Origin of the sequence: Parahaliea aestuarii (assembly GCF_008064635.1) — a bacterium.
Lineage (GTDB): Bacteria > Pseudomonadota > Gammaproteobacteria > Pseudomonadales > Halieaceae > Parahaliea > Parahaliea aestuarii.
In genome coordinates this window covers 326,057-348,564 of the sequence record NZ_VRYZ01000006.1, presented here as the reverse complement: position 1 = coordinate 348,564, position 22,508 = coordinate 326,057, and the positions used below count along the sequence as shown (strand labels likewise).

The following is a 22,508-nucleotide window of genomic DNA, read 5'->3' as shown; positions in this document are numbered from 1 at the left end:
GGGAGTCAGCTATGCAGCCCCTGAGCCGAATCACCGAATACCCGTCCGTCGAGCAGTGCATTGGCGGTGTCGCCGAGTTCGATAACACCCAGCCCTGGATTTACAAGCTCGACAATCCTTACCTGCACGGCGCTTATGCGCCGGTGAACGCAGAGGTGGATGTCGGGGATTTGCAGGTGGAGGGCGAGCTGCCCGCGGACCTGTGCGGCGCCTATTTCCGCAACGGTCCCAACCCGCGCTTCGAGCCGAAGAATCGCCACCACCCCTTCGATGGCGACGGCATGATCCACGGCGTTTACTTCCACGAGGGCCGGGCGCGCTACCGCAACCGCTATGTGGAAACCCTTGCGCGCCACAGTGAGCTGCGGGACGGGCGCTCCATTTCGCCCGGCGTTATGGGGCCCTTCGATTACGAGCTGTCGCCCTTTGGTATCAAGGACACCTCCAACACCGACGTGTTTTTCTTCGACGGCTCCCTGATGAGCCTGTGGTACAACGCCGGCCACCCCTACCGGGTGGATGCTCACGACCTTGGTACCCGCGGTTACTTTGAGCTGGAGGGGCGCGACAAGCGTCGCATGTCCGCCCACTCCAAGGTTGACCCGGCAACAGGCGAGCTGCTGTTTTTCGACTACGGCAACGAGCCCCCCTACATGACCTACGGCGTGGCCGATGCGCGCGGCCGCCTGCTGCACGAGGTGGCCATCGATCTGCCCGGGCCGCGCCTGCCCCACGATATTGGCGTCAGCCGCAATTACACCGTGCTGCACGACCTGCCGTTCTTCCACGATATGAATGTGCTGCGCCGGCACGGCTATCGCGTGCTGACCTTCCACCGCGACATGCCGATTCGCTTTGGCGTGATACCGCGCTTTGGCTCCGGTAGCGACGTGCGCTGGTTCGAGTGCGAACCCGGCTACATCCTGCACACCAGCAACTGCTGGGAAGAGGGCGACTGGCTGTTCATGGATGGCTGCCGCTCGATCAACCCGATGCCCGCTGCCCAGCCCGGCGAGGGCGATCTGGCCTCGATGCTGGCCTACATGCGCCTGGAGGCCAACAACTACCGCTGGGCCTTCAACCTGCGCACGGGCGAAGTGCGCGAGGGGGATATCGACGACCTCAATACCGAGTTCAACAAGACCAACCCGCTCTACATGGGGATCAAGGGCCGCTACGCCTATCACCAGCGTATCCCCCTGCACCACGAAGGCGGCTATACCCTGCGCTTTACCGGGCTGGTGAAGTACGACAACGACAGCGGTCGTCGCTGGCAGTGGGATTACGGCCCGGGTGTGTTCGGGAGCGAGGCGGTCTACGCCCCGCGCCGCGGCGCAACCGCCGCTGATCCGGAAGACGACGGCTACGTCATCACCCTGGTCACCGACAGCAAGAACTGGCAGTCCCATTGCCTGGTCTTCGACGCCACCGATATCGAAACGGGGCCCGTGGCGCGTGTTCGTCTGCCGCAGCGGGTTCCCTTTGGTTTTCATGCGACCTGGGCGCGAGGAGAAGAACTCTACCCGCTAAGCGGAAGGTAGGCCCCCGGCTTGCCGCCGTTTGGCCGTAAATAGCCCCACCTATAATCCATAAAGTTAAACGAGAGGCTTACATGAAAAAAGCACTGTTCCGCGCGCCCGCAACCGCGCTCCTTCCGCTGGCGATGGCCGTGCACCAGGCTGCCTATGCCCAACCGCAACTGGAAGAGGTTATCGTAACCGCCGAGAAGCGCAGCCAGAGTATTCAGGATGTGCCCCTGTCGGTGGCCGCGCTGGATGGCGGCAATGTCGAGGTCGGCAAAATCGAGGGCCTGAACGATATCGCCTATCGCACGCCCGGCCTGACCTTTAATCAGTTCAATGTCGGTGAGCCGCGTATTTACATCCGCGGTATTGGCAACAGCTCCGATTCCGCGGCTTCCGATCCCGCGGTGGGCGTATTCATCGACGAAGTCTACATTGGCCGCACGGGCGGCATCGGCTTCGATCTGTTCGACCTGGAGCGTATTGAAATACTGCGCGGTCCGCAGGGAACGCTGTACGGGAAGAATACCAACGGTGGCGCGGTCAATATCGTGACCAGCCGCCCCTCCCAGGAGAATGAACTGCGAGTGCGCGGTTCGTTGGGTAGCGACGGTCTGCTGCATCTGCAGGGGCTCGCGTCTGGCCCCCTGAGCGAGAGTACGGCGGGGAAACTGGTCTTTTCCTGGCGCGAACGCGACGGCTTCGGCAAGAACGTGATTACCGCCGATGAGATCGCCAGTATGGGTGACTTCTCGTCGAGCAAGTTGATAGACGGGAGCATCGGTGCCGCCAACGGCGGCGATGACATCGGAAACCTGGAGAACTGGAGCGCGCGCGGCCAGTTGCTGTTTGATATCGGCGATAACGCAGAGCTGCTGCTGGGCGCCGACTACGCCGACAACGAGACCAACGGCAGCTGTCGCCACGTGCGCAACCTGGACAAGGCGATTGCCGGGCTGGGGCCGTTCTGGGAAGGCGCCATGTCGGATCGCTACCGCGCTGACGTGCGCAACTGTGCCTCCCAGTTCGATACCACCCAGGAGCGCGAAACCGGCGGCCTGATGGCGCGCCTTGAATACGATATGGATGTGGCCACGCTGACCTCCATCACCGCCTGGCGGTTCAGTGACTACAGCAGCCTGGACGACCTTACCGGCCTGCCACTAATTGACCTGGACGCACCCTCGCCGCCTGGCGTGCCGCTGCCCCCCGGTTCGTTCACCGGGCCGGAAAACGTGATTGACGCGGCGGAGGAAGAGGCCTCCCAGTGGTCGCAGGAGTTCCGCCTGGCCGGCAGTACGGATCGCTTCAACTGGCTGCTCGGCGCGTTCTACATGGAGGAAGATGTCGAACGCGAGGAAGAGTTCTACACGCAGTACAGCACCCTGCTACAGGGGCTCGGACTGGCCGGAACCGGGGATGTGCTGTTCACCCAGGACAATACCACCAAGAGCACGGCTGTTTACGGCCAGGCCGATTGGCATATTACCGAACAACTGACGCTGACCTACGGCCTGCGCTGGGCGGAGGACGAGAAAGACATTACCCAGAATGCCCTCGACCTCCTGGGCACCACGCCTTCCGGGGTTCCGCTGATTCTGCCGGAATTTGCTGCGCCGGTGTCGGCCAGCGATTCCTGGTCGAAAGTGACCCAGAAACTGTCGGTCGCATGGCACCCCTGGGACGGGATGATGCTCTATGCTACGTATTCCGAAGGCTACAAGAGCGGTGCCTTCCAGTCCCAGACCAACCTGCCTTCTGTTGCGGCACAGGCGGTGGATCCCGAGTTCGTGACCAATCGTGAAGTGGGCATGAAATCCAACTGGTGGGACAACCGCCTGCAGTTCAACCTGTCCTATTTCGATATGGATTACGAAGACCTGCAGGTGTTTGAGCTGAACAGCCTGTTCCTGCTGACCCTGCTGAACGCGCAGGCGGTCTCGGAGGGTATCGAGGCTTCCTTCGATGTCATACCGGTGGAGAACCTGACGCTGAGCGCAAGCTACAGCTGGAACGACGCGACCTACGATGAGTTCGTCAATTCCAACGGGCTCGACCTGTCCGGCAACAACCTGGCCTATGCACCGGAGCAGGCCTATACCGTGAGCGCAAACTATCGCTGGCCGCTGAACGGTGGTGCGGCACTGGACTTCGGGGCAACCTACAGCTGGAAGGACGAATACTTCCTCGGCCCGCAGAATCGTGAACGGGAAGCGCAGCCGGCCGAGGGCCTGCTGGATGCCAGTGTGGGCTGGACCAGCGCCGACACCAGCCTGACCATCGACCTGTGGGGTAAAAACCTCACCGACGAACTGGTTCTGTCCAACCTTATTGTGGACCCCACCGGTGTGACATCGGAGTTTTACATGGCTCCGCGCACTTACGGACTCACGGTGACCAAGAACTTTTGACGTTCCAGTCGCTGCAGCCCTTCGCCCTTTTGCCGGTATGAATTCGATGCCGGCATTGGGCACAATAGCCGCTTGTTGTTGCCGGGTGGCTTTATGACTGAATTGACAACACGCGCCAGCTCCATCAACCGGGCGCTGGACCAGATAGGGGACAAGTGGTGTCTGCTGATCCTGCAGGAAGTGTTCTGGGGGATTAACTCCTTTGGCGGTATTTTGCAGGAAACCGGTATTTCCCGTGGCGTCCTGTCGGACCGCCTCAAATGGTTGCAGGATCACGACTGTTTGCGGCGGCGCGGCGGTGCGCGCCATCCCAGCTACCACCTGACGCACAAATCGGTGGACCTCTATCACAACGCCCTGATGGCGGTGGCGTGGGAGGACCGCTACTACGACACCCCGGATATCCAGGCGGTAAGGCTGGTGCATCGCAACTGTGGCAAGCGCTTCGAGCCGCTGATGACGTGCGGTCACTGTCACGGCGCTGTCGATGGGCGCGATGTGAGTTTTCAGCCGGGACCGGGGGCAACCCGCGACGTGCGCGACAAGAAAGTGCGCCGCCGCTCCTCCCTGTCAGCCGATGCCATTCCCAGTGAGCGGCATGTCTACCGCAACTTGGTGAACCTGGTGGGCGATCGCTGGACGGCCAATGTGATTGCACTGGCCTTTCACGATCTTCACCGTTTTGACGAGTTTCGCCGGGAATTGCCGGTGGCCACCAATATCCTCGCGGACCGCATGCGCTTCCTGGTGGAGCAGGGGATTTTCGAAACCCGGCCCTATCAGCAGCGCCCGCTGCGCCACGAGTATTTTCTCACCGACAAGGGCTGGGATCTCTTTCCCTGGTTCCTCACCGTACTGCAGTGGGGTGACCGCTGGTGCGATCCGGACGGCGCTGGCCCGCCGATGGAGTTGACCCACACGGCCTGTGGCCACGCCCTGCAAGGCCGGGTTGTGTGCGATCAATGCGGTGAAGAAGTGCGCCCGGATGAAGTGGATTTCACGATTCTCAACCTGGAGCGCAAGGCTGTCAGAAGTTCCGGATAGCACTATAAATATAAATACTTGCATAACAAGACTATGCTGTGGCATCTTGCAATTCCTTTATGCCGAGGTGCGCCGCCATGACTGACTGGTTTTCCCAACACCGTCCCCTGCTGGACAAAGCCATCGACGCCTGCGCCAGGCGCTACTCCTGGAGCGGCTGGCCGGAAAGCCCCAGCACCAAGGTCCACGGCGAAGAGAAGCCTGCCGCCGGGCGCGCCGCATTCGAGGCCATGCTGGGCAATGACTTCAGCCTGGGCCAGCCGGGCGTGTCGGACTGGGTGGGAGAAGAGGTCTCGCCCTATACCGGCAAGCCGCTGGGCATTCGCTATGAGGCACCGGCGCCGGAAGCGCTGTTCGGGGCCATCGCCGCAGGCCGCAAAGACTGGGCGGCGGCCAGCCCGCAGCAGCGGATGGGTGTCTGTCTGGAAATACTGCAGCGCTGCGGCGAGCAGTTGTTTGCCAATGCCCACGCCACCATGCATACCTCCGGCCAGTCCTACGTGATGGCCTTTGCCGGCAGCGGCGCCAACGCCCTGGACCGGGGCCTGGAGGCACTGGCCTACGCCCACAAGGCGATGAGTGATGTGCCGGAAACGGCAAGCTGGGAGCGCAGCTTCGGCGGCGACGGCGCCGCCTGCCTCGACAAGCGCTATCGCCTGGTACCGCGCGGCGTGTCGGTGGTGATTTGCTGTGCAACCTTCCCCCTGTGGAACACCTACCCCGCCCTGTGCGCCTCGCTGGCGACAGGGAACCCGGTGATACTCAAGCCACATCCCGCGGCGACCCTGCCGGTCGCCATGGTCGCGAAGGTGTGTCGCGCCGTGCTGGAGGAGGTCGGTTTCGATCCCAACCTGGTGACCATGGTCGCCGACACCCGCGCGGCGCCCGCCGCGCTGGCCCTGGTGGAGCACCCCGACACGGCGATTATCGATTTCACCGGCAGCCCGCGTTTTGGCAGTTACCTTGAGCAGAACTGCCCGGGCAAGCAGGTGTACACCGAGACCGCCGGCTGCAATTCTGTGGTGCTGGAGTCCACTGACGATCTCGCGGCCACCGCGCGGGCCATCGCCCAGTCCCTGTGCCAGGCATCGGCGCAGATGTGTACCAGTGTGCAGAACATTCATCTGCCTGCGGCGGGGGTGAAAGTCGCCGGTGAACGTGTGCCGCTGGCGCAGGTGCAGGCGGCGATCTGCGAGGCTGTTGACGGGTGGCTGGCTGATCCGCGGCGCGCCGCCACATTGTGCGGGACGCTGTTTGATCCCTCGGTGACCGACAATATTGCCCGCTACCGGGAGCTGGCCGGTGATCGCATCCTCAGGGACTCGGCGCCGCTGCACTATGCAGAGTTTCCCGAGGCGCGAACCGCGTCACCGCTGGTGATAGCGGCGACGGAAAGCGACCGCGAACTCTATCGCCAAGAGGTCTTTGGTCCGGTCTCCTTTCTGATCGCCAACAGCTCGGCTGAAGCCTGCCTGGCGGACGCCACCGCCAACGCGCGGGACTGTGGCGCCATTACCTCCCATGTGTACTCTGTGGACGAGTCTTTTATCGAAGCGGCAGTAGAGGCCTATCATGCGGTGGGCGCGTCGGTGGCGGTAAATCTCCACGGCATGCCGATCAACTTTGCCGCGGCCTACTCCGACTTCCACGTCACCGGGCTCAATCCCGCCGGCAATGCCTGCCTGGCGGACCTGGCGTTTGTCACTTCGCGCTTTCGCATCGTGCAAAGCAAGTTCATGCGCAGCTAGAAGGTGTTTGAGATGGGCGATGGCGTTTTTATCGTCGGCGTTGGCATGACGGCGCTCGGCAAGTTCCCGCAACGATCGGTCAAGGACCTCAGTCGGGAGGCGGTTGAGGCCGCACTGAAAGATGCCGGCCTGACCGTCGGTGATATCGAAGCCGCCTGGTTTTCAAACACCCGGCAGGCTCTGCTGGAAGGCCAGAACACAGTGCGCGGCCAGTGCGCGCTGCGCAGTATGGGATTTGAAGGCATCGCCATAGCGAATGTGGAAAATGCCTGTGCCAGTGGCAGTACCGCGCTGCTGCAGGCCTATGCGCACCTGCGTGCCGGTTTGTGTGACATCGCGCTGGTGCTGGGGGCGGAGAAAATGTTTTTCCCCGATCGCCCGGAGGCGATGCTGCGGGCATTCCTTGGAGGCACTGACATTTACACAGTGGACGAGACCCGCGCGCGGCTTGCCGCCATGGCGGCGGACCTGATTCCCGCTGCATTGCGCGGCGCCAAAACTGGCGAGCACAGTTTCTTCATGGATATGTACGCCGCGTTCGCCCGGCTGCATATGAAAACCTTCGGCACCACCCAGCGCCAGCTGGCTGCGGTGGCCGCCAAGAATCACTGGCACTCGACGATGAACCCGCAATCCCAGTACCAGCACAACATGAGCGCGGATGAAGTGCTCGCAGACAAGCTCATCAGCTGGCCCTTCACCCGCTCCATGTGCGCGCCGGTCAGCGACGGCGCCGCGGCGCTGGTTGTCTGCAGCGAACGCGTGTTAAATCGCTTTCGCGACCGCGCCCCGGTGCGTGTCGCCGGCATCAGCCTGGTCAGCGGCACGCAGCGAGAGGCAGCAGACTATGAGCGCCACCTCGGCCGGCGTGCCGCATTCGCTGCTTACGAACAGGCCGGTATTGATCCCGCGGATATAGATGTAGTCGAGCTCCACGATGCATCAGCCTTCGCCGAGATTCAGCAGATTGAAAACCTCGGTTTGTGCCCGGTAGGTGAAGGAGGGCCTTTCAGTGAGAGTGGTGCCACCGCGCTCGGGGGAAGGGTTCCCGTCAACCCGTCAGGAGGCCTTGTTTCCAAGGGACATCCGGTCGGTGCCACGGGCGTTGCACAGCTGGTTGAACTGGCTACCCAGCTGCGCGGCCGGGCCGGGAAGCGGCAAGTGGAAGCAGCCAGAGTGGCCGTTGCCGAAAACGGCGGTGGTTTCTACGAGGTTGAGGAGGCCGCGACTGTCGTCACGGTGCTGCAGCGCTGACATGACAGACCAGCTTGAACATTATCACCCGGTTGATTGCCTCTATCGCGGACTGGCCATTGATCCTGATGCGATTGCTGCCGAAGATGAAAGCGTCCAACTCACCTATCGGGAACTGACCCGGCGCAGCGAAGCGCTTGCTGCTGCGATAGTCGAGCAAGTACCGATGGGCGGCTGCGTTGCCATCTGTGCGCGTAACAGCTGTGATCACCTTTGCGCCTTCCTCGCCGTACTACTGGCTGGACGCGTCTGGGTGCCGGTAAATCCGCGCAATGGGGTCCAGACGAATCTCGCTGCTTTGAAACGGGTGCAGCCGGCCTTGTTACTGGTGGATGTTTACTCGGCGTCGGCGCTGTCTGACTGCACGGTGGAAACAAGGTACCTGGACGCGGCACCGGACGCCAAGGATAGTGTTGACTATCTGCTGACACCGCACCTTGACCAGCCGTTCGTCCCGGACAGGCCGCCACTGGATGAATTGATGGCTATCAAGTTCACCGGCGGTACTACCGGCGAACCCAAGGGAGTACTGCAGAGCTACCGGAATGTCGCAGCGGTAATTGCAACTTTTGATACTTTCTATCGCCTGGGCCCTTCTGATACCAATCTCGCTGTGGCACCTCTCACGCATGGCGCGGCGCACTATATCCTGCCGCTCCTGGCGGCCGGTGGTCGGCATGTTCTTACGCAATCGGCGGAACCTCATCACCTGGTGCAGCTGATAACGGAACGACGGGTAAGTGTGAGCTTTATGCCGCCAACCCTTATCTACAAGCTGATAGAAGCGCCTGAAAGTTCACCCGAGGCGTTCCGTAGTCTGCGTCATATCACTTACGGCGCGGCGCCAATGCCGGGAGAGCGCATCGCGGCGGCACAGGCTGTACTGGGTCCCTGTGTCTCGACCGTCTACGGCCAGACAGAAGCGCCGATGGTGATTACCATGCTTGGCTCCGATGAGATGTGCCGGCCGGAGTTGCGAGCTTCGGTCGGGCGGGCTGGCCCACATGTCCAGATTGAGATTCGTGATCGGCAAGGTGGCGCCCTGGCTCCGGGGGAAATCGGCGAGATAACAGTGAAGGGCGCGCTGGTGACTTCGGGCTACTTCGAGGCTCCGAAGCAGACCGCAGAAGCTCTTCGTGACGGTTGGCTGTATACAGGCGATCTGGGGTACCTGGATGACGCCGGCTATCTTTATATCTGTGGCAGGGCGAAAGAGGTGATCATCACCGGTGGTTTTAATGTATATCCCGCCGAGGTCGAGGCTGCGTTGATGGATCTGGGAGGCATTCGTGAATGCGTGGTGGTTGCAATGCCGGATGCCTACTGGGGGGAGCGGGTGGAGGCGGTCTTGCGGGTGGAGGACACCGAGTCCATTGGCGCAGATTTCATTGAGGCGACACTCAAAGCGCGTATCGGGCCGGTGAAGACCCCCAAGGCTTTTCACTTCTGGCGTCAGATACCCAGAAACGCGGTGGGGAAAGTCGTTCGGCGTGAAGTTCAGCAGCAGCTACAAAAGCAGATGGGTCAGGTCGACGAGCAGGCAATTTCAGATGATTGATTATCATAAGGAGTATGGTCACCTCAGCGGACTTGAGAGAATGCGGCTGTTCGAGCGCGATGTCGAAGCGCGCTTCGGTATGGCAGCCAATCTCGGCTATGAAGTCGCCAGCATTGCGGAGGGTAGTGTTGTTTATATCTATACGCCGCAAGAGAGCCATATAAACCTTATCGGTGGCGTTCACGGCGGTGCACTGGCTTCGCTACTCGATACGGCCATGGGGGGCGCCGCAATGACAACACTGGCACCCGGTGAGCGTCATACGATCGTTGATCTGGCAGTAAAGTTCCTGCGGTCGCTTCGCCAGGGAGATCCGGATGTCTCGGTTGAGGCCAGTGTTGAGCACAGGGGGCGGCGCTTGGGTACCGTGACTGGACGAATCCTATCCGCAGATGGCAAGTTGATTGCCAGTGGCACCGCTACCGCAATGATTCTGTAGAAAGTGGTGGCGCCCTGTATATAGCTATCGCAAAAATACTAGAAATATAAATACTAATATCAAATAATTCTCTAGGTTATCTTTATATACGATCTACGTTGAAGGTTGGGTCTACTATAGCTTGCAATATAGTAGTAGAATTGTCGGTGCCATGCCGATACTCTATCGGTTGTCGGTGTACAAGAGTTACTCCGCTGATATACCTGCTTCTCTGGAGGGCGTAGTTATGACAAGTAATCCCCTATCTGTAGTCCATGAAATGGTCATCGCCTGGAATGGGCTGGATGTTGATGCCATCGTCGGGATATTCAGTGAGGATGGCGAGTTTCACAGCATGATGAATCGATCGCCGACCAAGGGTCGGGAAGCATTGAATGCGCATTTAACCAGGCTGTTCGGTGGTGCCGGTATGTTAAAGCTGAATCTCAGGAATATTGCAGTATGTGGCAATACGGTATTTCTGGAACGATTGGATGTTTTTGAAGTGAACGGCCGGCGCGGGGAAATTCCCGTAGCTGCGGTACTGGATGTGGAAGGGGCGCATGTTGTCAGTTGGCGGGAGTACTACGACAGGGCACAACTGGTTTCGCAGATGGATACGCTGTCTGAATAATGCGGTGGTGAGTTAAATGCGGGGCAGAAGCAGATATGTACTTGGTGGCGCGCAGCCGATTCATGTCAGGCAGTGCTTGAGCGGGGAGTCAGAGTGAGAATAGACACCGGATCGAAATTGCCAGATGGAGTGTTCAGAGTGCTGGAAGCAAGCGGGCCTGCCATTGTCAGCGCCGCCGACCTGTTTAGCGGAAAATCGGTGGTGCTTTTTTCCTGCCCCGGAGCATTCACGGAGAAAAGCACCCGACTCCAGGTTCCCAGCTACCTAAGATACTCATCGGAACTGTTTTCGCTCGGCGTGGACACGATATGTTGTGTTTCTGTGAATGACGCGTTTGTGATGCATGCATGGGGCGAGCGGTGCGAAGTGGGAAATAAGATACTGATGCTGGCCGATGGCCAATGTGAGTATCACACGCAACTTGGTCTGGAAATGGACTGTACGCGCTTTGCTCTCGGCTTTCGGAGCCATCGGTTCTCGCTGCTCGCAGTCGATCGGGTTGTCAGGATTCTCAATATCGAAGAACCCGGTGCTTATGAGGTCAGTGACGCAGCGGTCATTACAGGCCAGATCAGAGAATCAGGAATATTCGACGAAGGTGACAAAAATGACTTCAGGTAGCAGTAAGCAGCTGGAAGTGGAGCAGAGGAATCTGGGCGTTATAAAAGCGTGGGCAGAAGCCTGGCGTCTCCCGGGGGGTTCTGCTGCGCGAATGGTTGACGAAATCTACGCGGACGAGCCGGATGTTGTCGCAGTTTTGCAGGGGCACCGGGTTTCCGGGGAAGGAAACTTCAAGCAGGCCTGGCGAAAGGCGGAGCTCCAGATTGAGGGGGTTTATGCCGAACGGAAAATCGTCTTCGGGACAGTCATAGCAAGCGGAAATTCCGTTGCCTTCGAAGGAGAGGTGCGCATGACAACGAAGGAGGGTGAGTCCCGCGGCTGGCCATTCTCTGCGTTCATGGTATTCAATGAGGAAGGCCGGATCGTCAGCGATCATACATACATGCCGGATTCCCCGCACGGCCAGCTTTTTGAAGATGCGGCTCGTTGTTGAGCCGCGTCCTGCCGGACTGAACCCCGGTTTCCGGTTAGCCAGAGTAGCCGTATACCTCTTTGGCTGCTTCAACTGATACCTTGCCATCGATTACATCGTTCTCGACGGCGATACGATCTCTTTCGCGAGGATTGCCATAGCCGCCTCCGCCGGTTGTATAGATGGACAGCCTGTCGCCGGCAATCAATGCCCTTCTGCATTTGCCAGGCAGTTCTTCGTTGCTACCGTCGATCCCGAAGAACTCAGTGCTGCAAAGTGGTGCATCGCTTCCTCCCAGGGCGCCCCAGGGTTTGAACTTCATCCTCTCGCGTCGTAGCTGGGCGTAAACAGCAGGCCCTCTCCATTCAACATCGACGTGGTAGCCGAGTCCGCCGCGATTGCGTCCTGCTCCCCCAGAATCGGTCCAGAGCGAGCACTGCCTGAACAACAACGGTAGCTTTGCTTCGGCTACCTCGAGCGGAATGGGAGAGCCGTTGGTTGCGCCATGTTCTGTGACATCGATGCCATCTTTGCGCGGACGAGCCCCATGGCCGCCGGCGTAAGGTCCTCCAATATGCCCAAGTAGCGCTCGACCGGTTTCCGGATCCTGGCCCGCGATAGTGACCATGGTGTACTGGCCACTATGGGCAGCCGTGAAGAACTCTGGCACGGCTTTTATCATGGCGCCCAGCACTACGTCCTCGATGCGTTTTAGCGACATTCCACGGGCTGCTACTGGTGCCGGATAGTTGGCACTTACCAGGGTACCGGCAGGAAGCACGGTTCTGATGGGGCGATAACATCCGTCGTTATTCGGTATTCGGTCGCCGGTCAGCAGGCGGACTGCGTAGAACACTACGGCATTGGTCGAGGAAGGGACGTTATTGATGGCAGAAGTAGCCTGTGGATCAGTCCCGGTAAAATCAAATTCTATTTCGTCTCCGCGGACCCTTAATGTAACGGCAATTTTCAACGGATCATTGGCAGGATCAAGGCCGTCATCATCGAGCCAGTCCTCGAAGTAGAAGTCGCCGTCATTTATGCGACCAATCTCTGCTCGTGTGAGTGATTCGGCGTAATCCATCAATTGCCGATTTGCCTCGGCGATGGTCTCCCTGCCCCAGCGAGAGAATACACGTGAGTACCGCTTGAGGCCGGTACGGCATGCGGCAATCTGTGCGCCCAGGTCGCCACGCAGGCTCTCGGGGGTGCGGGTGTTGGATTCCAGGAGCGCATTGAGGGAATCGTTCAATTCGCCCCGGTGATACAGTCGTACTATGGGAATGCGGAGCCCCTCCGCGTGCAGATCCCTTGCCTCTACGTTAACGCTTCCAGGCGCGTAGCCACCAATGTCGCGATGATGGGTCATGGTGGCAACGTAGCCAACCAGGTAATCGTCATAGAAAACAGGGGCTACTACCGCAATGTCCGGCAAGTGCGTGCCACCACAGTAGGGATCGTTGCAAACATAGATATCACCAGGCTCCGCAACTCCTTCGGGATACTGGGCTGCGAACCTTTTCCCCATCTCAACAAGCACGCCCAGATGTACCGGAACGGCAGTTGCCTGCGCTATGTTTCGACCCTCTGTATCAAAGATCGCCGCAGTGGCATCCTGCCCTTCAGTAATGATTGGAGAGTGTGACGTACTAATCAGAGTCTGCTGCATCTCTGCAGTCACTGCGTTAAGCATCCCGCTTATAACTTCGCGGGTGACGGGGTCTACCACTGTATTATGCATGCCCTGCTCCTTCGACTTATTCTGTATCGGGAACATCAATAATGATGTTGCCATAGACATCTACGCTGGCACGGTGATTTCGATAGATCAGTGTGGTTGTATCGAGTTGCTCAATGATGGCGGGGCCAATGAGCGAAAAGCCTGTCGGCAGAGTGGCACGGGAATAGACCGGGGTATCCTCGAAGCCGATGCTCTTGTCAAAGCACATTCTTCGGTAGGTAGGCTCCGGGGTTTCCTTCGCCGTTCCTGCGTCCTCGCCCAGCAAGGCTTGTTCCTGAGCGTTGCTGAGGTGAACGCTGCGCAGCGAGACGAGCTCAACCGGCGCAGCTGGGTCACTGTGATTGTAGGTTTGATGATGAGTTTCGTGGAAAAGCTGTATGAGGTGATTTATGCAGGATGGGCCCAGTTCAGATCCGATGGGAATTTCAAGTTCGTGGGCCTGTCCCACGTAGCGCATCTCCGCGTAGTACTCCATGATTACGTCGGAGGTATCCACGCCATCAGCGCTCATGCGGGCGCTGTTCTGGCTGTCCAGCTGTGCCAGTGCTTCACGCAGGCTGTCTACGCTTGTATCACTTGCGGTAGCCTCGTAGCTGACCATAGACTCATGCTGAATTGGAGCCAGCATGAGCCCCATCGCAGACAGCACGCCTGGCGCCGGTGGTACAAGGATCTTGCGGATACTGGCAAACTCAGCACAACGCCCACCCTGTAGCGGGCCGGCACCGCCGAAGGGAATCAGGGTGAAGTCCCTTGGGTCAAAGCCGCGCTTGATTGATACAAGCCGTAACGTCTGAGCCATGTTTGAATTGACAATGGCGTGGATCCCAAGTGCAGCTTCCAGCGTATCCATTCCAAGCGGTTTTGCAATTTGCTCCTCAATAGCCTTGAAGCTCTTTTCGCGGTCGATGTTGAGGTCACCTGCGAAGGATTCAGGGTTTAGATAGCCTAGTACAAGACTGGCATCGGTAACGGTCGGCCTGGTGCCGCCGCGACCATAGCAAACTGGTCCGGGTACTGCGCCGGCACTTTCCGGCCCGACTTTCAGCGCCCCGCCCTCATCAACATATGCAATACTGCTGCCGCCGGCTCCAATTGTTCTCACGTCAACCATGGGAATGTTGAGCGGATAGTCTTCAAAACTGCCATTGCTGGTGATGATGGGTTTGCCATCGCTGATAAGGGCAACGTCTGTGCTCGTCCCGCCCATGTCAAAGCTGATGCAGTTCGGGTGTCCTGAAGAGCGTCCGACATTCGCTGCGCCAATGACGCCCGCAGCGAGGCCGGAAAGCACCGTGCGCACGGGGCGTTCCACGATATTCGGTACTCCGCCAACGCCTCCGTGCGATTGCATGATATGGAACGGGGCATTTATCCCGGATTCCTGCAGGCTGGTAGAAAGCTTGGTGAGATAGTCGGTTACTGCCGGCTTTACATAGCCATCAAAGCCAGTGACGACCAATCGGCGATATTCGCGCTTCCTGGGTAGTACATCGCTGGAAATGCTGACAGGTATATCCGGGTACATCTGAGCCAGGATGTCCCGACTGCGCCGCTCATTTTCCGGGTTGACGTATGCGTGAAGATAGCAGATCACAAAAACCTCTACGTCGTGTTCTTCAACCAGACACTTCGCAGCACTTCTAAGACTTTGTTCATCCAGTGGTGTGATGATGTTGCCTGACACGTCTGTTCTTTCCTTGACTTCCAGTGACCGGCGTCGTGGAGCAAGAAAAAGTGGCTCCACCGGGTCCATGTCGAGGTCGTACATGTGCGGCCTCCATCCCAGGCCTATGTACAAAATATCCCTGAATCCCTCTGTCATGAGAAAGCCAACGCGAGCGCCGGTTTCAGTAATGATGGCATTGGTTGCAACGGTAGTGCCGTGTATCACCCGACCCACTTGCGGCGCAGACGATCCGGACTTGCCAAGTATGCTCCCAAGGCCGTTCATGAAGCCCTGTTCAAAATGGGGCGGCGTCGAGGGGACTTTCTGTACGACCCAGTGCTTGCTGTCACTATCTCTCAGGAATACATCAGTGAATGTTCCGCCTACATCTATGCCTATGGTGATCATGGGTATCTCCGGTTATACTGCGTTCAGGAACTTTTACCTTTCATTATAGTAGTAATATATACGAATGATGTATATTTGGTAAAGCATAAAAAAAGCGCTATTGTCGTTAATGTATATATTTATATCGTGAAATGCTTGCAGAACGATATCTAGATTCTGATCGAGTGCGAAGGCCCGCCGATTGCTGCGGTGGCCATTGCCGTGGGGAGCATATGTGGGAGGCGGGTTTGGAAGAGAGTTCCGGGGCTGGAGTAGGGGCGGGTGCAGCTTCGGGTGCAAGCGGCAGGGAGCTTTTCTCGCCGCTTTCGATTCGGGGGGTCACCCTCAGAAACCGGATTGCGCTGTCACCTATGGTTCAGACCAGTGCATTTGATGGCATGCCCAATGACTGGCATTTGATGCACCTCGGGGCGAGGGCGGCGGCTGGTGTCGGGCTGGTTATGACTGAGGCTACGGCTGTGAGTCCGGAGGGCAGGATCAGCCCCTATGACCTGGGCTTGTGGTCAGAGGGGCATGTCGATGCTCATCGCCGATTGGTGGCTTTCATTGAGAGTCAGGGGGCGGTGCCCGGTATTCAGCTTGCGCATTCCGGCCGAAAAGGAAGTATGGCGCGGCCCTATAACGAATGCGGACTGGTTCCAGTGCACTGGCTGTATCCGGGGGAGGGGGGGTGGCCGGTGATGGGGGCGAGTTCAGTCCGTTTTGGTCCGGGGGCGCCAGTGCCGAGAGAGATGGCAGCGGCTGATATTGAATGTGTTCAGAGTGAGTTTGAGAGGTCGGCCGGATATGCTGTAGAGGCAGGCTACCGGTGGATTGAGCTACATGCCGCCCACGGCTATTTGCCACATTGCTTCTATTCGCCTCTGTCAAACAAGCGAGAGGATTCCTATGGTGGTGACAGGGTCGGGCGTTCGCGCTTCCTGCTGGAAACCGCTGCTAGGGTGCGGCGCCGGATCCCGGCCGATACGGTGCTGTCTGTGAGGATTTCGTACACAGACTGGTTGAGCGGCGGGTGGGATATTGATGACTCAATATATCTGGCAGGTCGGCTAAAGCAGCTGGGGGTGGATATCATCGATGTCAGTTCCGGGGGCAATAGCCCTGACACGGTTGCAGTGATGAAGGATTTGCCCCGTGAAGGGTGTGATGGAGAGTCCCCCGCTAGTGGTGTCATACCCTTGTATCCGGGATATCAGGTCGACGCAGCTGCGCGGATACGTCGTGAAGTCGATATTCCGGTGGCTGCTGTTGGCTTGATTGAAGATCCCGTGTTCGCCACGGAGATCATTGCGGGTGGCAGGGCCGACCTCGTCATGCTCGGGCGGGCGCTTTTGCGCGATCCGCTGTGGGCGGCTCGTGCTGCATCGACCTTGAACTGCTGTGAGCTGGTGGCATTGGCACCGCAGTATTACCTTGGGTGGAAGAGTGTCGGTAACTACGCATACCACTATTCGTGTGGAGTGCCCGGGTAGCGCGTCTGCCGATTGCTTGGCCGGCGCGTGGCTCGAGGTGCGCGCCGGCGAAGCCTTGGTGATCTAGTTCCTCTTTTCAACGCGAATTCTTGCGCTGTGTTCGTGCGCAATTTCCCAGTCGCCATCGTCGCGCAGCCTCCAGACCAGGGTGAAGTTTCCGTCTACAGTTTTGTCCGGGAAGCGGTGCTGAAACAGCCCGTGTGAGAGGGCCGTGGTCGGGGAAAGAATTCTTGCAGTTACATTGAAAACTTCAAACTCCCCCATTGCCTGCTTGGTGGGCCAGGTTGTGAGGTACAGCTCCCTGGCGGATTCTATGCCAAGGTTCTGCCCCCCTGAGTAGTACAGGGCAAAATCCCCTGTCTGCTCGTAGCTGCCAATGTATCTGTTGATGTCGCCGGTATTCCATGTGTGAGAGAACTCCATGGTTTTCGAAACAATGGTGTCCGTGATACCGCTTTCAGTGCGGCTGGCCTGGGACGCGGGCGGGGGTTCCGCAGCCACGGCTGTGGAAGTGCCAAGCAGAAGCGCAATGCTCAGTGTGTAATTCAGGATGTTCATGGCTTTCTCCATTGTTATAGGTTCTTGGTGTGGTCGCGGATACAGGCGGGCCGCGCCTCACGCTAGAACTCCGGGTGTGCCACGGCGTTGCTCCGGGCTGTGTTGAGGCTGATTGGGTTGCCGCAATCGGAAATCTATCCCACGATATTAGACTTGTCTAGTAGTATCTACAGTATGGTGTTGCGCGGCATGAGTTTCGGAAGCAATGCTTGGACAGAATCCTTTTATACTATGCCAAAACGTAGATGAATGGCCGGAAAGATTCCGGAATCTGTTGGGCATAGTCAGGGCCATCTGGTCGGTGGCGAATATTTACAACAAACTCACTTGCACAAAAGTATGTAAGGTTGTAGTGTCATTGTGGTGGGGTGGGCAACTGGCGCTACCTGAAGTGAGTGCATACCTGTAAATGGAGCGAGCAAGCTGATGAGAATAAACATCAAGAATATTTCACTTGTCGCAAGCTGTGTGCTGTCCGTCTCAGCGAAGACGGCGTTAGCGCAACAGCTTGAAGAAGTGATAGTGACCGCCAACAAGCGCGAGCAAAGCATTCAGGACGTAAGCATTGCGATGACAGCCTTTTCTGGCGCCGAAATTGCCGATTACGGCTGGTCTGACGTTACGCAGATTGCAAACCAGGCGCCGAACGTGGACATAAAATACGCTTGGGGTAACTCGATGCCGATATACACCATCCGCGGTGTTGGTATGAACAGCTTCCAGGCTAGTGATACGCCGAGCGTCGGGCTGTTCATTGACGAAGTGTTCCAGACCTCGCTTGTCAGCATGGGCGCGCAGCTTTTTGACATGGAGCGTGTAGAGGTGCTCAAGGGGCCTCAGGGTGCCCTTTTTGGTCGCAACACCAATGGCGGTGCCATTAGCTATTTGTCAGCCAAGCCCGGTCAGGAAGCGGAGGGCTTTGTCAGGGCGGATTACGGAAAATTTGACCGGCTGGAAGTAGAAGCCGCCTACGGTGGACCAATCTCGGATACGGTTAGCGCGCGAACGGCAATCTACTCCATACAGCAGGGAGAAGGGTATGTACACGACAGGACGAGCGGCAAGGACCTCGGTGAGGTGGACATCAACGCCGGCAGGCTGCAGCTGCGCTGGCAGCCAAGTGACTTCCTGGACGCAAATCTGAAAATTTATGGAAGCCGCGACCGCTCCCAGCCCTCCGTATTCCAGCATATAGGCTTCTGGTCGAAGGACTTCGCCGGGGGCGTACCGGGCGCCAACCAGTACTGTTCTTCGTTTGCGGCGGGCAGGGCTCCAAATCCTTCTGAATGTGTCGATGTGCTCGGCTACAGTGACACGGATGGGCGGGATTATGCGGGCGATTATACCAACCGGCTCGATACGCCGATCAATGCGGGTGCAAAGCTCAAGAATGATAGCTACGGCGCTACGCTTGCGATGGATTTCAACTTCGACAGCTTTACGCTGACGTCAATTACCAATTTCCAGCAGTACGACCGTTCGCAACCCAAGGAATCTGATGCGAATCCGTTGCTGTTTGTGGATCTTGTCTTTAACAGCGATGTCAGCCAGCAGTCTCAGGAATTGAGAATTACCTCCGCGACAGATGGCCCTGTCAGCTGGATTGCGGGAATCATACTCAGCAATGATGAAGTTTCGGAATCGCCGCCAAGAACTATCTATGCTGATGACTATCTCGGTGTTCGCGCCTCTGTGGACTACACCCAGGATCGCGATTCCTATGCGGCCTATGCGCAGGCAGACTGGCGAATCAGCGATGAATGGGCGCTCTCTGTCGGTGGTCGCTGGATCGATGAAAGTATTGAGTTTGAGGAAGAAACAGCTTTCCTGTTCCCGCCTGATTTTTCCTACGATGAGCGACTGGTTCTCGTGACCATTCCGGCACCCGCTTTCGGCGTGGATGGCAAGCTCGATAGCAGCGAGCCAACCTGGCGTGTTGCACTGGATTATACGCCTACCGAGGAAATACTGGCTTATGCGTCGGTTTCCCGTGGCTACAAGGGTGGCGGTTTCAATGCGGGATTGATTACCAATCCGCGTCTCGCGCTACCATTTGATCCTGAACAGATCACGGCTTACGAGTTGGGTGTAAAAAGTCAGCTGATCGACAACCGCGTGACCCTGAATGCAGCCCTCTTTTACTACGATTATTCCGGGCTCCAGGCGGCGACGCCACAGTTCGACCCGGTGGCTCAGTCGCCCTTGAACTTCCTGACCAATCTTGATGATGCAAAGATCACAGGGTTCGAGGCGGAGCTGGATTGGGCGGTCAGTACAGCGTTCCGTATCCAGGCGGGGCTCGGCTGGCTGGATACGGAGAATAATGATCCCGGTGTCAACTTCGATGGGGTATTTGGTCGCGCGCCCCGCGTGCTGCCGAATGCGCCAGAGTACAACTTTAATCTGGCGCTGACTTATGACATTGATCTTTCCAGCGGCGCTCGCGTGCGATTCTTTGGTGACTATGTCTGGCAGGACGATCATTACAAGGAAATCGTCAATAATCTGGAAGTCGATTCCCAGTACCAGGTTAACAGCCGCATCACCTGGCTTTCCCCTGATTCGCGATACAGCCTTTCGCTATGGGGCAAGAACCTGACCGACGAAGTCTTTGTACACGACACTCTGACAGATCCAGTGGGGTCTGGCTGGGGAGTCTATGTTAATGGTATGCCCAGAACCTATGGCGTTAGCGCCAAGTACAACTTCCTCTAGGGCTGCTGCTCCTGGCTGATCCTGCCGCTTGGAGTTCGGTGCACTGTTACGCGTTAGTAGCGGTGCGCCGGCTTGCCTGATCTTTCCTTGCAGGTGTCTGCTCTTGATCAATGGGGCGCGGGCAAAGGACAGGTTTCAATACGAGTTAACCCTGGGAAGACTACAACTATGGATCTCGGTATTGCTGGTAAACGTGCAATCGTATTTGGGGGGCAAACGCCTTTGAGCCAGGCTTGCGCAAAGGCGCTGAGAGCTGAGGGTGTTGCAGTACTGGTTGTGTCGCCCCTGCCGGTAGAAGAGAGCGATCTATGCTGTCACGGAAGTAAGCTGCCTGGATCGATCGAAATCCTGGTTGCGGACTCTACGCGTGAGGAGGCGCTCGCATTGGTCGCTAATCGCTGTCCGGAGCCAGATATTCTTATCAATCATGCAACTGGATTGCCGCCTGGCGATTTCCGACGCCTTTCTCACAGTGACTGGCTCGAGTCAGCGAACAGCATCATGCTGCCGGGTATTCTCGCATCTACCCGGTTCTATGATGGCATGGTGGACAGAGGATTTGGGCGGATTATCAATATAACCAGCCAGTGTGTGAAAGCGCCCATGGACAATATGGACACTTCCAATGCAGGCAGGTTGGGATTGACGGGTTTTGCAGCGGGCCTGGCCCGATACAAGAGAGCCAGTGATGTAACCGTGAATTCAGTGCTGCCAGGCTTATTCGATACGCCGTCTCTCAGAAGCCACCTCAGTAGAATGGCTTTGGACAATCAGTGTACCGAAGAGGATGCAATGGCGCAGCTTGTGCAGGGGAACCCGCTTGGGCGCGTCGGAGACCCGGCAGAGCTTGCCCAGGTCTGCACCTTTTTATGTGGCACATCATCCGGATTCATTAATGGCCAGAATATTCTGGTGGATGGCGGTGCGTTTCGAGGAGTGATGTAGATGGCTCGGGACGATAATGCTGCCGCAGAAAGCGAGGAGCCTCTAGGAGGCTGGCGTGCCTGGTATACGGTTGGCATGTTGTTAATCGCCTACATGGTGGCGTTTGCTGATCGCCAGGTTATTACCTTACTGGTTGAGCCGATAAAGTCCGATCTCGGGATCAATGACACACAGATCAGCTTGCTGATGGGTTTTGCCTTTTCGATTTTCTACGTCACGATGGGCGTGCCTATTGCTCGCCTGTCCGACCGCTTCAATCGCAGAACCATTATCTCGGTTGGCGTATTTTTCTGGAGTCTCGCTACCGTCTCCTGTGGCTTTGCCAGAAGCTTTCTCCAGTTATTTTTCGGTCGGGTGGCTGTGGGCGTCGGTGAGGCCGCGTTGACTCCGGCGGCCTATTCGATCATTGCAGACAGCTTTTCGGTCAAAACCCAGGGGCGGGCAATAGCGGTGTACTCCACCGGTATTTTCCTTGGGTCGGGGATAGCGACCATTGCCGGTAGTGCATTGATCGCTATGATTGGAGATGTCGCGTCGCAGATGCCGGAGTTCCTGCAGAGCTTTCGACCCTGGCAACTGGTATTCATGATCGTGGGTGCGCCGGGCTTGTTACTGGCGCTGATGATCCGCTTCACCGTGAAGGAGCCGCTGCGACGGCATCGCCTTTCCTCCAATCCAGGGGGAAAAGTATCCGTTAAAGCCCTGTTGAGTTTTGTCTGGGAGCGGCGCTGGTCCTATTTTCCCATTTTCATTGGCTATTCGCTCGGCGGCATCGGGTTCTGGTCGTATCTGTTCTGGTCTCCGGAGTTGCTGAGACGCCAATTTGGGATGGACATTGGTGAGGCGGGAACGGCTTTTGGCGTAATTCTGACGGTTTTTGGCACGCTGGGGGTGCTCCTTGGCGGCTGGGCCTGTGACAAGGCGGTATCGATGGGATACAGGGATGCTTCGCTACGTCTTGCTATGATCTTCTTTTTATTGGCCTTGCCTGCGATGGTTGCGACCCCGCTGGTGTCGGATAAGCATCTCGCGCTAGCTTTACTGTCTGCGACTATCTTCCTGGTGTCGTTACAGCAGGCTCTGTCACCCGTTGCACTGCAACTTATAACGCCTAACGAAATGCGTGCTCAGGTCGTGTCCCTTTTCCTTATGGTGGCATCCTTTAGTTCAATAGCTTTCGGTGCGAGCTCAGTCGCAATCATTATGGATTTCGTCTTCTCTGACTCAATGGCCATTGCAAAGTCTCTGTCCATTGTGGCGGGCGTCACCATGACACTGGCGGTTATCACCTTGTGGATAGGCCTGAAAGGCTTTGCAGTCAGTGTGAAAGATGCTGAGCGCTGGTCCCAGCAATAGGCTGCATTAGCTGGGTTTTCG

At 57.7% G+C, this 22,508-nt stretch carries 17 protein-coding genes; 14 read left to right on the top strand and 3 right to left on the bottom strand.

Annotated elements, in window-relative coordinates; genetic code table 11:
* The first annotated feature begins 11 nt into the window (after positions 1 to 11).
* From FVW59_RS14835 to FVW59_RS14790, 10 genes are all read left to right on the top strand, one after another.
* A complete protein-coding gene (locus FVW59_RS14835; RefSeq protein WP_148065132.1) occupies positions 12 to 1,541 on the top strand; it encodes a carotenoid oxygenase family protein in 1,530 nt (509 codons plus the stop codon).
* Between the two features lie 71 nt (positions 1,542 to 1,612).
* The gene (locus tag FVW59_RS14830; RefSeq protein WP_148065131.1) at positions 1,613 to 3,934 is read left to right on the top strand and encodes a TonB-dependent receptor; all 2,322 of its coding nucleotides are present in this window, start codon (positions 1,613 to 1,615) and stop codon (positions 3,932 to 3,934) included.
* Between the two features lie 93 nt (positions 3,935 to 4,027).
* Positions 4,028 to 4,978, top strand: a complete 951-nt coding sequence (locus tag FVW59_RS14825; RefSeq protein ID WP_148065130.1) for a winged helix-turn-helix transcriptional regulator — start codon at positions 4,028 to 4,030, stop codon at positions 4,976 to 4,978.
* Positions 4,979 to 5,055: 77 nt separating this feature from the next.
* On the top strand, positions 5,056 to 6,726 hold the full coding sequence (paaN, locus tag FVW59_RS14820; RefSeq protein ID WP_148065129.1) for a phenylacetic acid degradation protein PaaN: 1,671 nt from the start codon (positions 5,056 to 5,058) through the stop codon (positions 6,724 to 6,726).
* A 12-nt stretch (positions 6,727 to 6,738) separates the two neighbouring features.
* Positions 6,739 to 7,980 (top strand): thiolase family protein, encoded by a 1,242-nt coding sequence (locus FVW59_RS14815; RefSeq protein WP_148065128.1) that lies wholly within the window; start codon positions 6,739 to 6,741, stop codon positions 7,978 to 7,980.
* A gap of 1 nt (position 7,981) precedes the next feature.
* Entirely contained in the window at positions 7,982 to 9,538 is a 1,557-nt protein-coding gene (locus FVW59_RS14810) for a class I adenylate-forming enzyme family protein (RefSeq protein WP_148065127.1), read from the top strand.
* The gene (locus tag FVW59_RS14805; protein ID WP_148065126.1) at positions 9,531 to 9,977 is read left to right on the top strand and encodes a PaaI family thioesterase; all 447 of its coding nucleotides are present in this window, start codon (positions 9,531 to 9,533) and stop codon (positions 9,975 to 9,977) included. The genes FVW59_RS14810 and FVW59_RS14805 overlap by 8 nt, the downstream gene beginning before the upstream one ends.
* Before the next feature lie 226 nt (positions 9,978 to 10,203).
* Positions 10,204 to 10,590, top strand: a complete 387-nt coding sequence (locus FVW59_RS14800; protein WP_187275915.1) for a nuclear transport factor 2 family protein — start codon at positions 10,204 to 10,206, stop codon at positions 10,588 to 10,590.
* A 93-nt stretch (positions 10,591 to 10,683) separates the two neighbouring features.
* Positions 10,684 to 11,211, top strand: a complete 528-nt coding sequence (locus tag FVW59_RS14795) for a peroxiredoxin family protein (protein WP_187275914.1) — start codon at positions 10,684 to 10,686, stop codon at positions 11,209 to 11,211.
* Complete coding sequence (locus FVW59_RS14790; protein ID WP_187275913.1) at positions 11,198 to 11,644, top strand: nuclear transport factor 2 family protein; 447 nt, start codon at positions 11,198 to 11,200, stop codon at positions 11,642 to 11,644. The genes FVW59_RS14795 and FVW59_RS14790 overlap by 14 nt, the downstream gene beginning before the upstream one ends.
* A 34-nt stretch (positions 11,645 to 11,678) precedes the next feature.
* On the opposite strand, the gene FVW59_RS14785 is transcribed toward FVW59_RS14790, so the two are convergent.
* A complete protein-coding gene (locus FVW59_RS14785; protein ID WP_187275912.1) occupies positions 11,679 to 13,364 on the bottom strand; it encodes a hydantoinase B/oxoprolinase family protein in 1,686 nt (561 codons plus the stop codon).
* A gap of 16 nt (positions 13,365 to 13,380) precedes the next feature.
* Positions 13,381 to 15,441: a hydantoinase/oxoprolinase family protein gene (locus tag FVW59_RS14780; RefSeq protein ID WP_148065121.1), complete on the bottom strand. Its 2,061-nt coding sequence runs from the start codon at positions 15,439 to 15,441 to the stop codon at positions 13,381 to 13,383.
* Between the two features lie 131 nt (positions 15,442 to 15,572).
* Between FVW59_RS14780 and FVW59_RS14775 the strand changes: the two genes are divergently transcribed.
* The gene (locus tag FVW59_RS14775) at positions 15,573 to 16,913 is read left to right on the top strand and encodes an NADH:flavin oxidoreductase/NADH oxidase (protein ID WP_342779706.1); all 1,341 of its coding nucleotides are present in this window, start codon (positions 15,573 to 15,575) and stop codon (positions 16,911 to 16,913) included.
* Between the two features lie 63 nt (positions 16,914 to 16,976).
* Here FVW59_RS14775 and FVW59_RS14770 read toward each other — a convergent pair whose 3' ends face one another.
* The gene (locus FVW59_RS14770) at positions 16,977 to 17,471 is read right to left on the bottom strand and encodes a YybH family protein (RefSeq protein WP_148065119.1); all 495 of its coding nucleotides are present in this window, start codon (positions 17,469 to 17,471) and stop codon (positions 16,977 to 16,979) included.
* A gap of 426 nt (positions 17,472 to 17,897) precedes the next feature.
* Here FVW59_RS14770 and FVW59_RS14765 point away from each other — a divergent pair, with 426 nt between their 5' ends.
* From FVW59_RS14765 to FVW59_RS14755, 3 genes are all read left to right on the top strand, one after another.
* Entirely contained in the window at positions 17,898 to 20,186 is a 2,289-nt protein-coding gene (locus FVW59_RS14765) for a TonB-dependent receptor (protein ID WP_148065118.1), read from the top strand.
* Between the two features lie 168 nt (positions 20,187 to 20,354).
* Positions 20,355 to 21,131 carry an SDR family oxidoreductase gene (locus tag FVW59_RS14760; RefSeq protein ID WP_148065117.1) on the top strand — a complete coding sequence of 259 codons (777 nt, stop codon included), beginning with the start codon at positions 20,355 to 20,357 and terminating at the stop codon, positions 21,129 to 21,131.
* On the top strand, positions 21,132 to 22,487 hold the full coding sequence (locus tag FVW59_RS14755; protein ID WP_148065116.1) for a spinster family MFS transporter: 1,356 nt from the start codon (positions 21,132 to 21,134) through the stop codon (positions 22,485 to 22,487). It abuts the gene before it with no gap.
* Positions 22,488 to 22,508: the final 21 nt, after the last annotated feature.

What these genes read in the sequence shown, in the direction of transcription:
- FVW59_RS14835 (WP_148065132.1), top strand. Translation starts at nt 12, where the DNA reads ATGCAGCCCCTGAGCCGAATCACCGAATACCCGTCCGTCGAGCAGTGC.
- FVW59_RS14830 (WP_148065131.1), top strand. Translation starts at nt 1,613, where the DNA reads ATGAAAAAAGCACTGTTCCGCGCGCCCGCAACCGCGCTCCTTCCGCTG.
- FVW59_RS14825 (WP_148065130.1), top strand. Translation starts at nt 4,028, where the DNA reads ATGACTGAATTGACAACACGCGCCAGCTCCATCAACCGGGCGCTGGAC.
- paaN (WP_148065129.1), top strand. Translation starts at nt 5,056, where the DNA reads ATGACTGACTGGTTTTCCCAACACCGTCCCCTGCTGGACAAAGCCATC.
- FVW59_RS14815 (WP_148065128.1), top strand. Translation starts at nt 6,739, where the DNA reads ATGGGCGATGGCGTTTTTATCGTCGGCGTTGGCATGACGGCGCTCGGC.
- FVW59_RS14810 (WP_148065127.1), top strand. Translation starts at nt 7,982, where the DNA reads ATGACAGACCAGCTTGAACATTATCACCCGGTTGATTGCCTCTATCGC.
- FVW59_RS14805 (WP_148065126.1), top strand. Translation starts at nt 9,531, where the DNA reads ATGATTGATTATCATAAGGAGTATGGTCACCTCAGCGGACTTGAGAGA.
- FVW59_RS14800 (WP_187275915.1), top strand. Translation starts at nt 10,204, where the DNA reads ATGACAAGTAATCCCCTATCTGTAGTCCATGAAATGGTCATCGCCTGG.
- FVW59_RS14790 (WP_187275913.1), top strand. Translation starts at nt 11,198, where the DNA reads ATGACTTCAGGTAGCAGTAAGCAGCTGGAAGTGGAGCAGAGGAATCTG.
- FVW59_RS14785 (WP_187275912.1), bottom strand. Translation starts at nt 13,364, where the DNA reads ATGCATAATACAGTGGTAGACCCCGTCACCCGCGAAGTTATAAGCGGG.
- FVW59_RS14780 (WP_148065121.1), bottom strand. Translation starts at nt 15,441, where the DNA reads ATGATCACCATAGGCATAGATGTAGGCGGAACATTCACTGATGTATTC.
- FVW59_RS14775 (WP_342779706.1), top strand. Translation starts at nt 15,573, where the DNA reads ATGCTTGCAGAACGATATCTAGATTCTGATCGAGTGCGAAGGCCCGCC.
- FVW59_RS14770 (WP_148065119.1), bottom strand. Translation starts at nt 17,471, where the DNA reads ATGAACATCCTGAATTACACACTGAGCATTGCGCTTCTGCTTGGCACT.
- FVW59_RS14765 (WP_148065118.1), top strand. Translation starts at nt 17,898, where the DNA reads ATGAGAATAAACATCAAGAATATTTCACTTGTCGCAAGCTGTGTGCTG.
- FVW59_RS14760 (WP_148065117.1), top strand. Translation starts at nt 20,355, where the DNA reads ATGGATCTCGGTATTGCTGGTAAACGTGCAATCGTATTTGGGGGGCAA.
- FVW59_RS14755 (WP_148065116.1), top strand. Translation starts at nt 21,132, where the DNA reads ATGGCTCGGGACGATAATGCTGCCGCAGAAAGCGAGGAGCCTCTAGGA.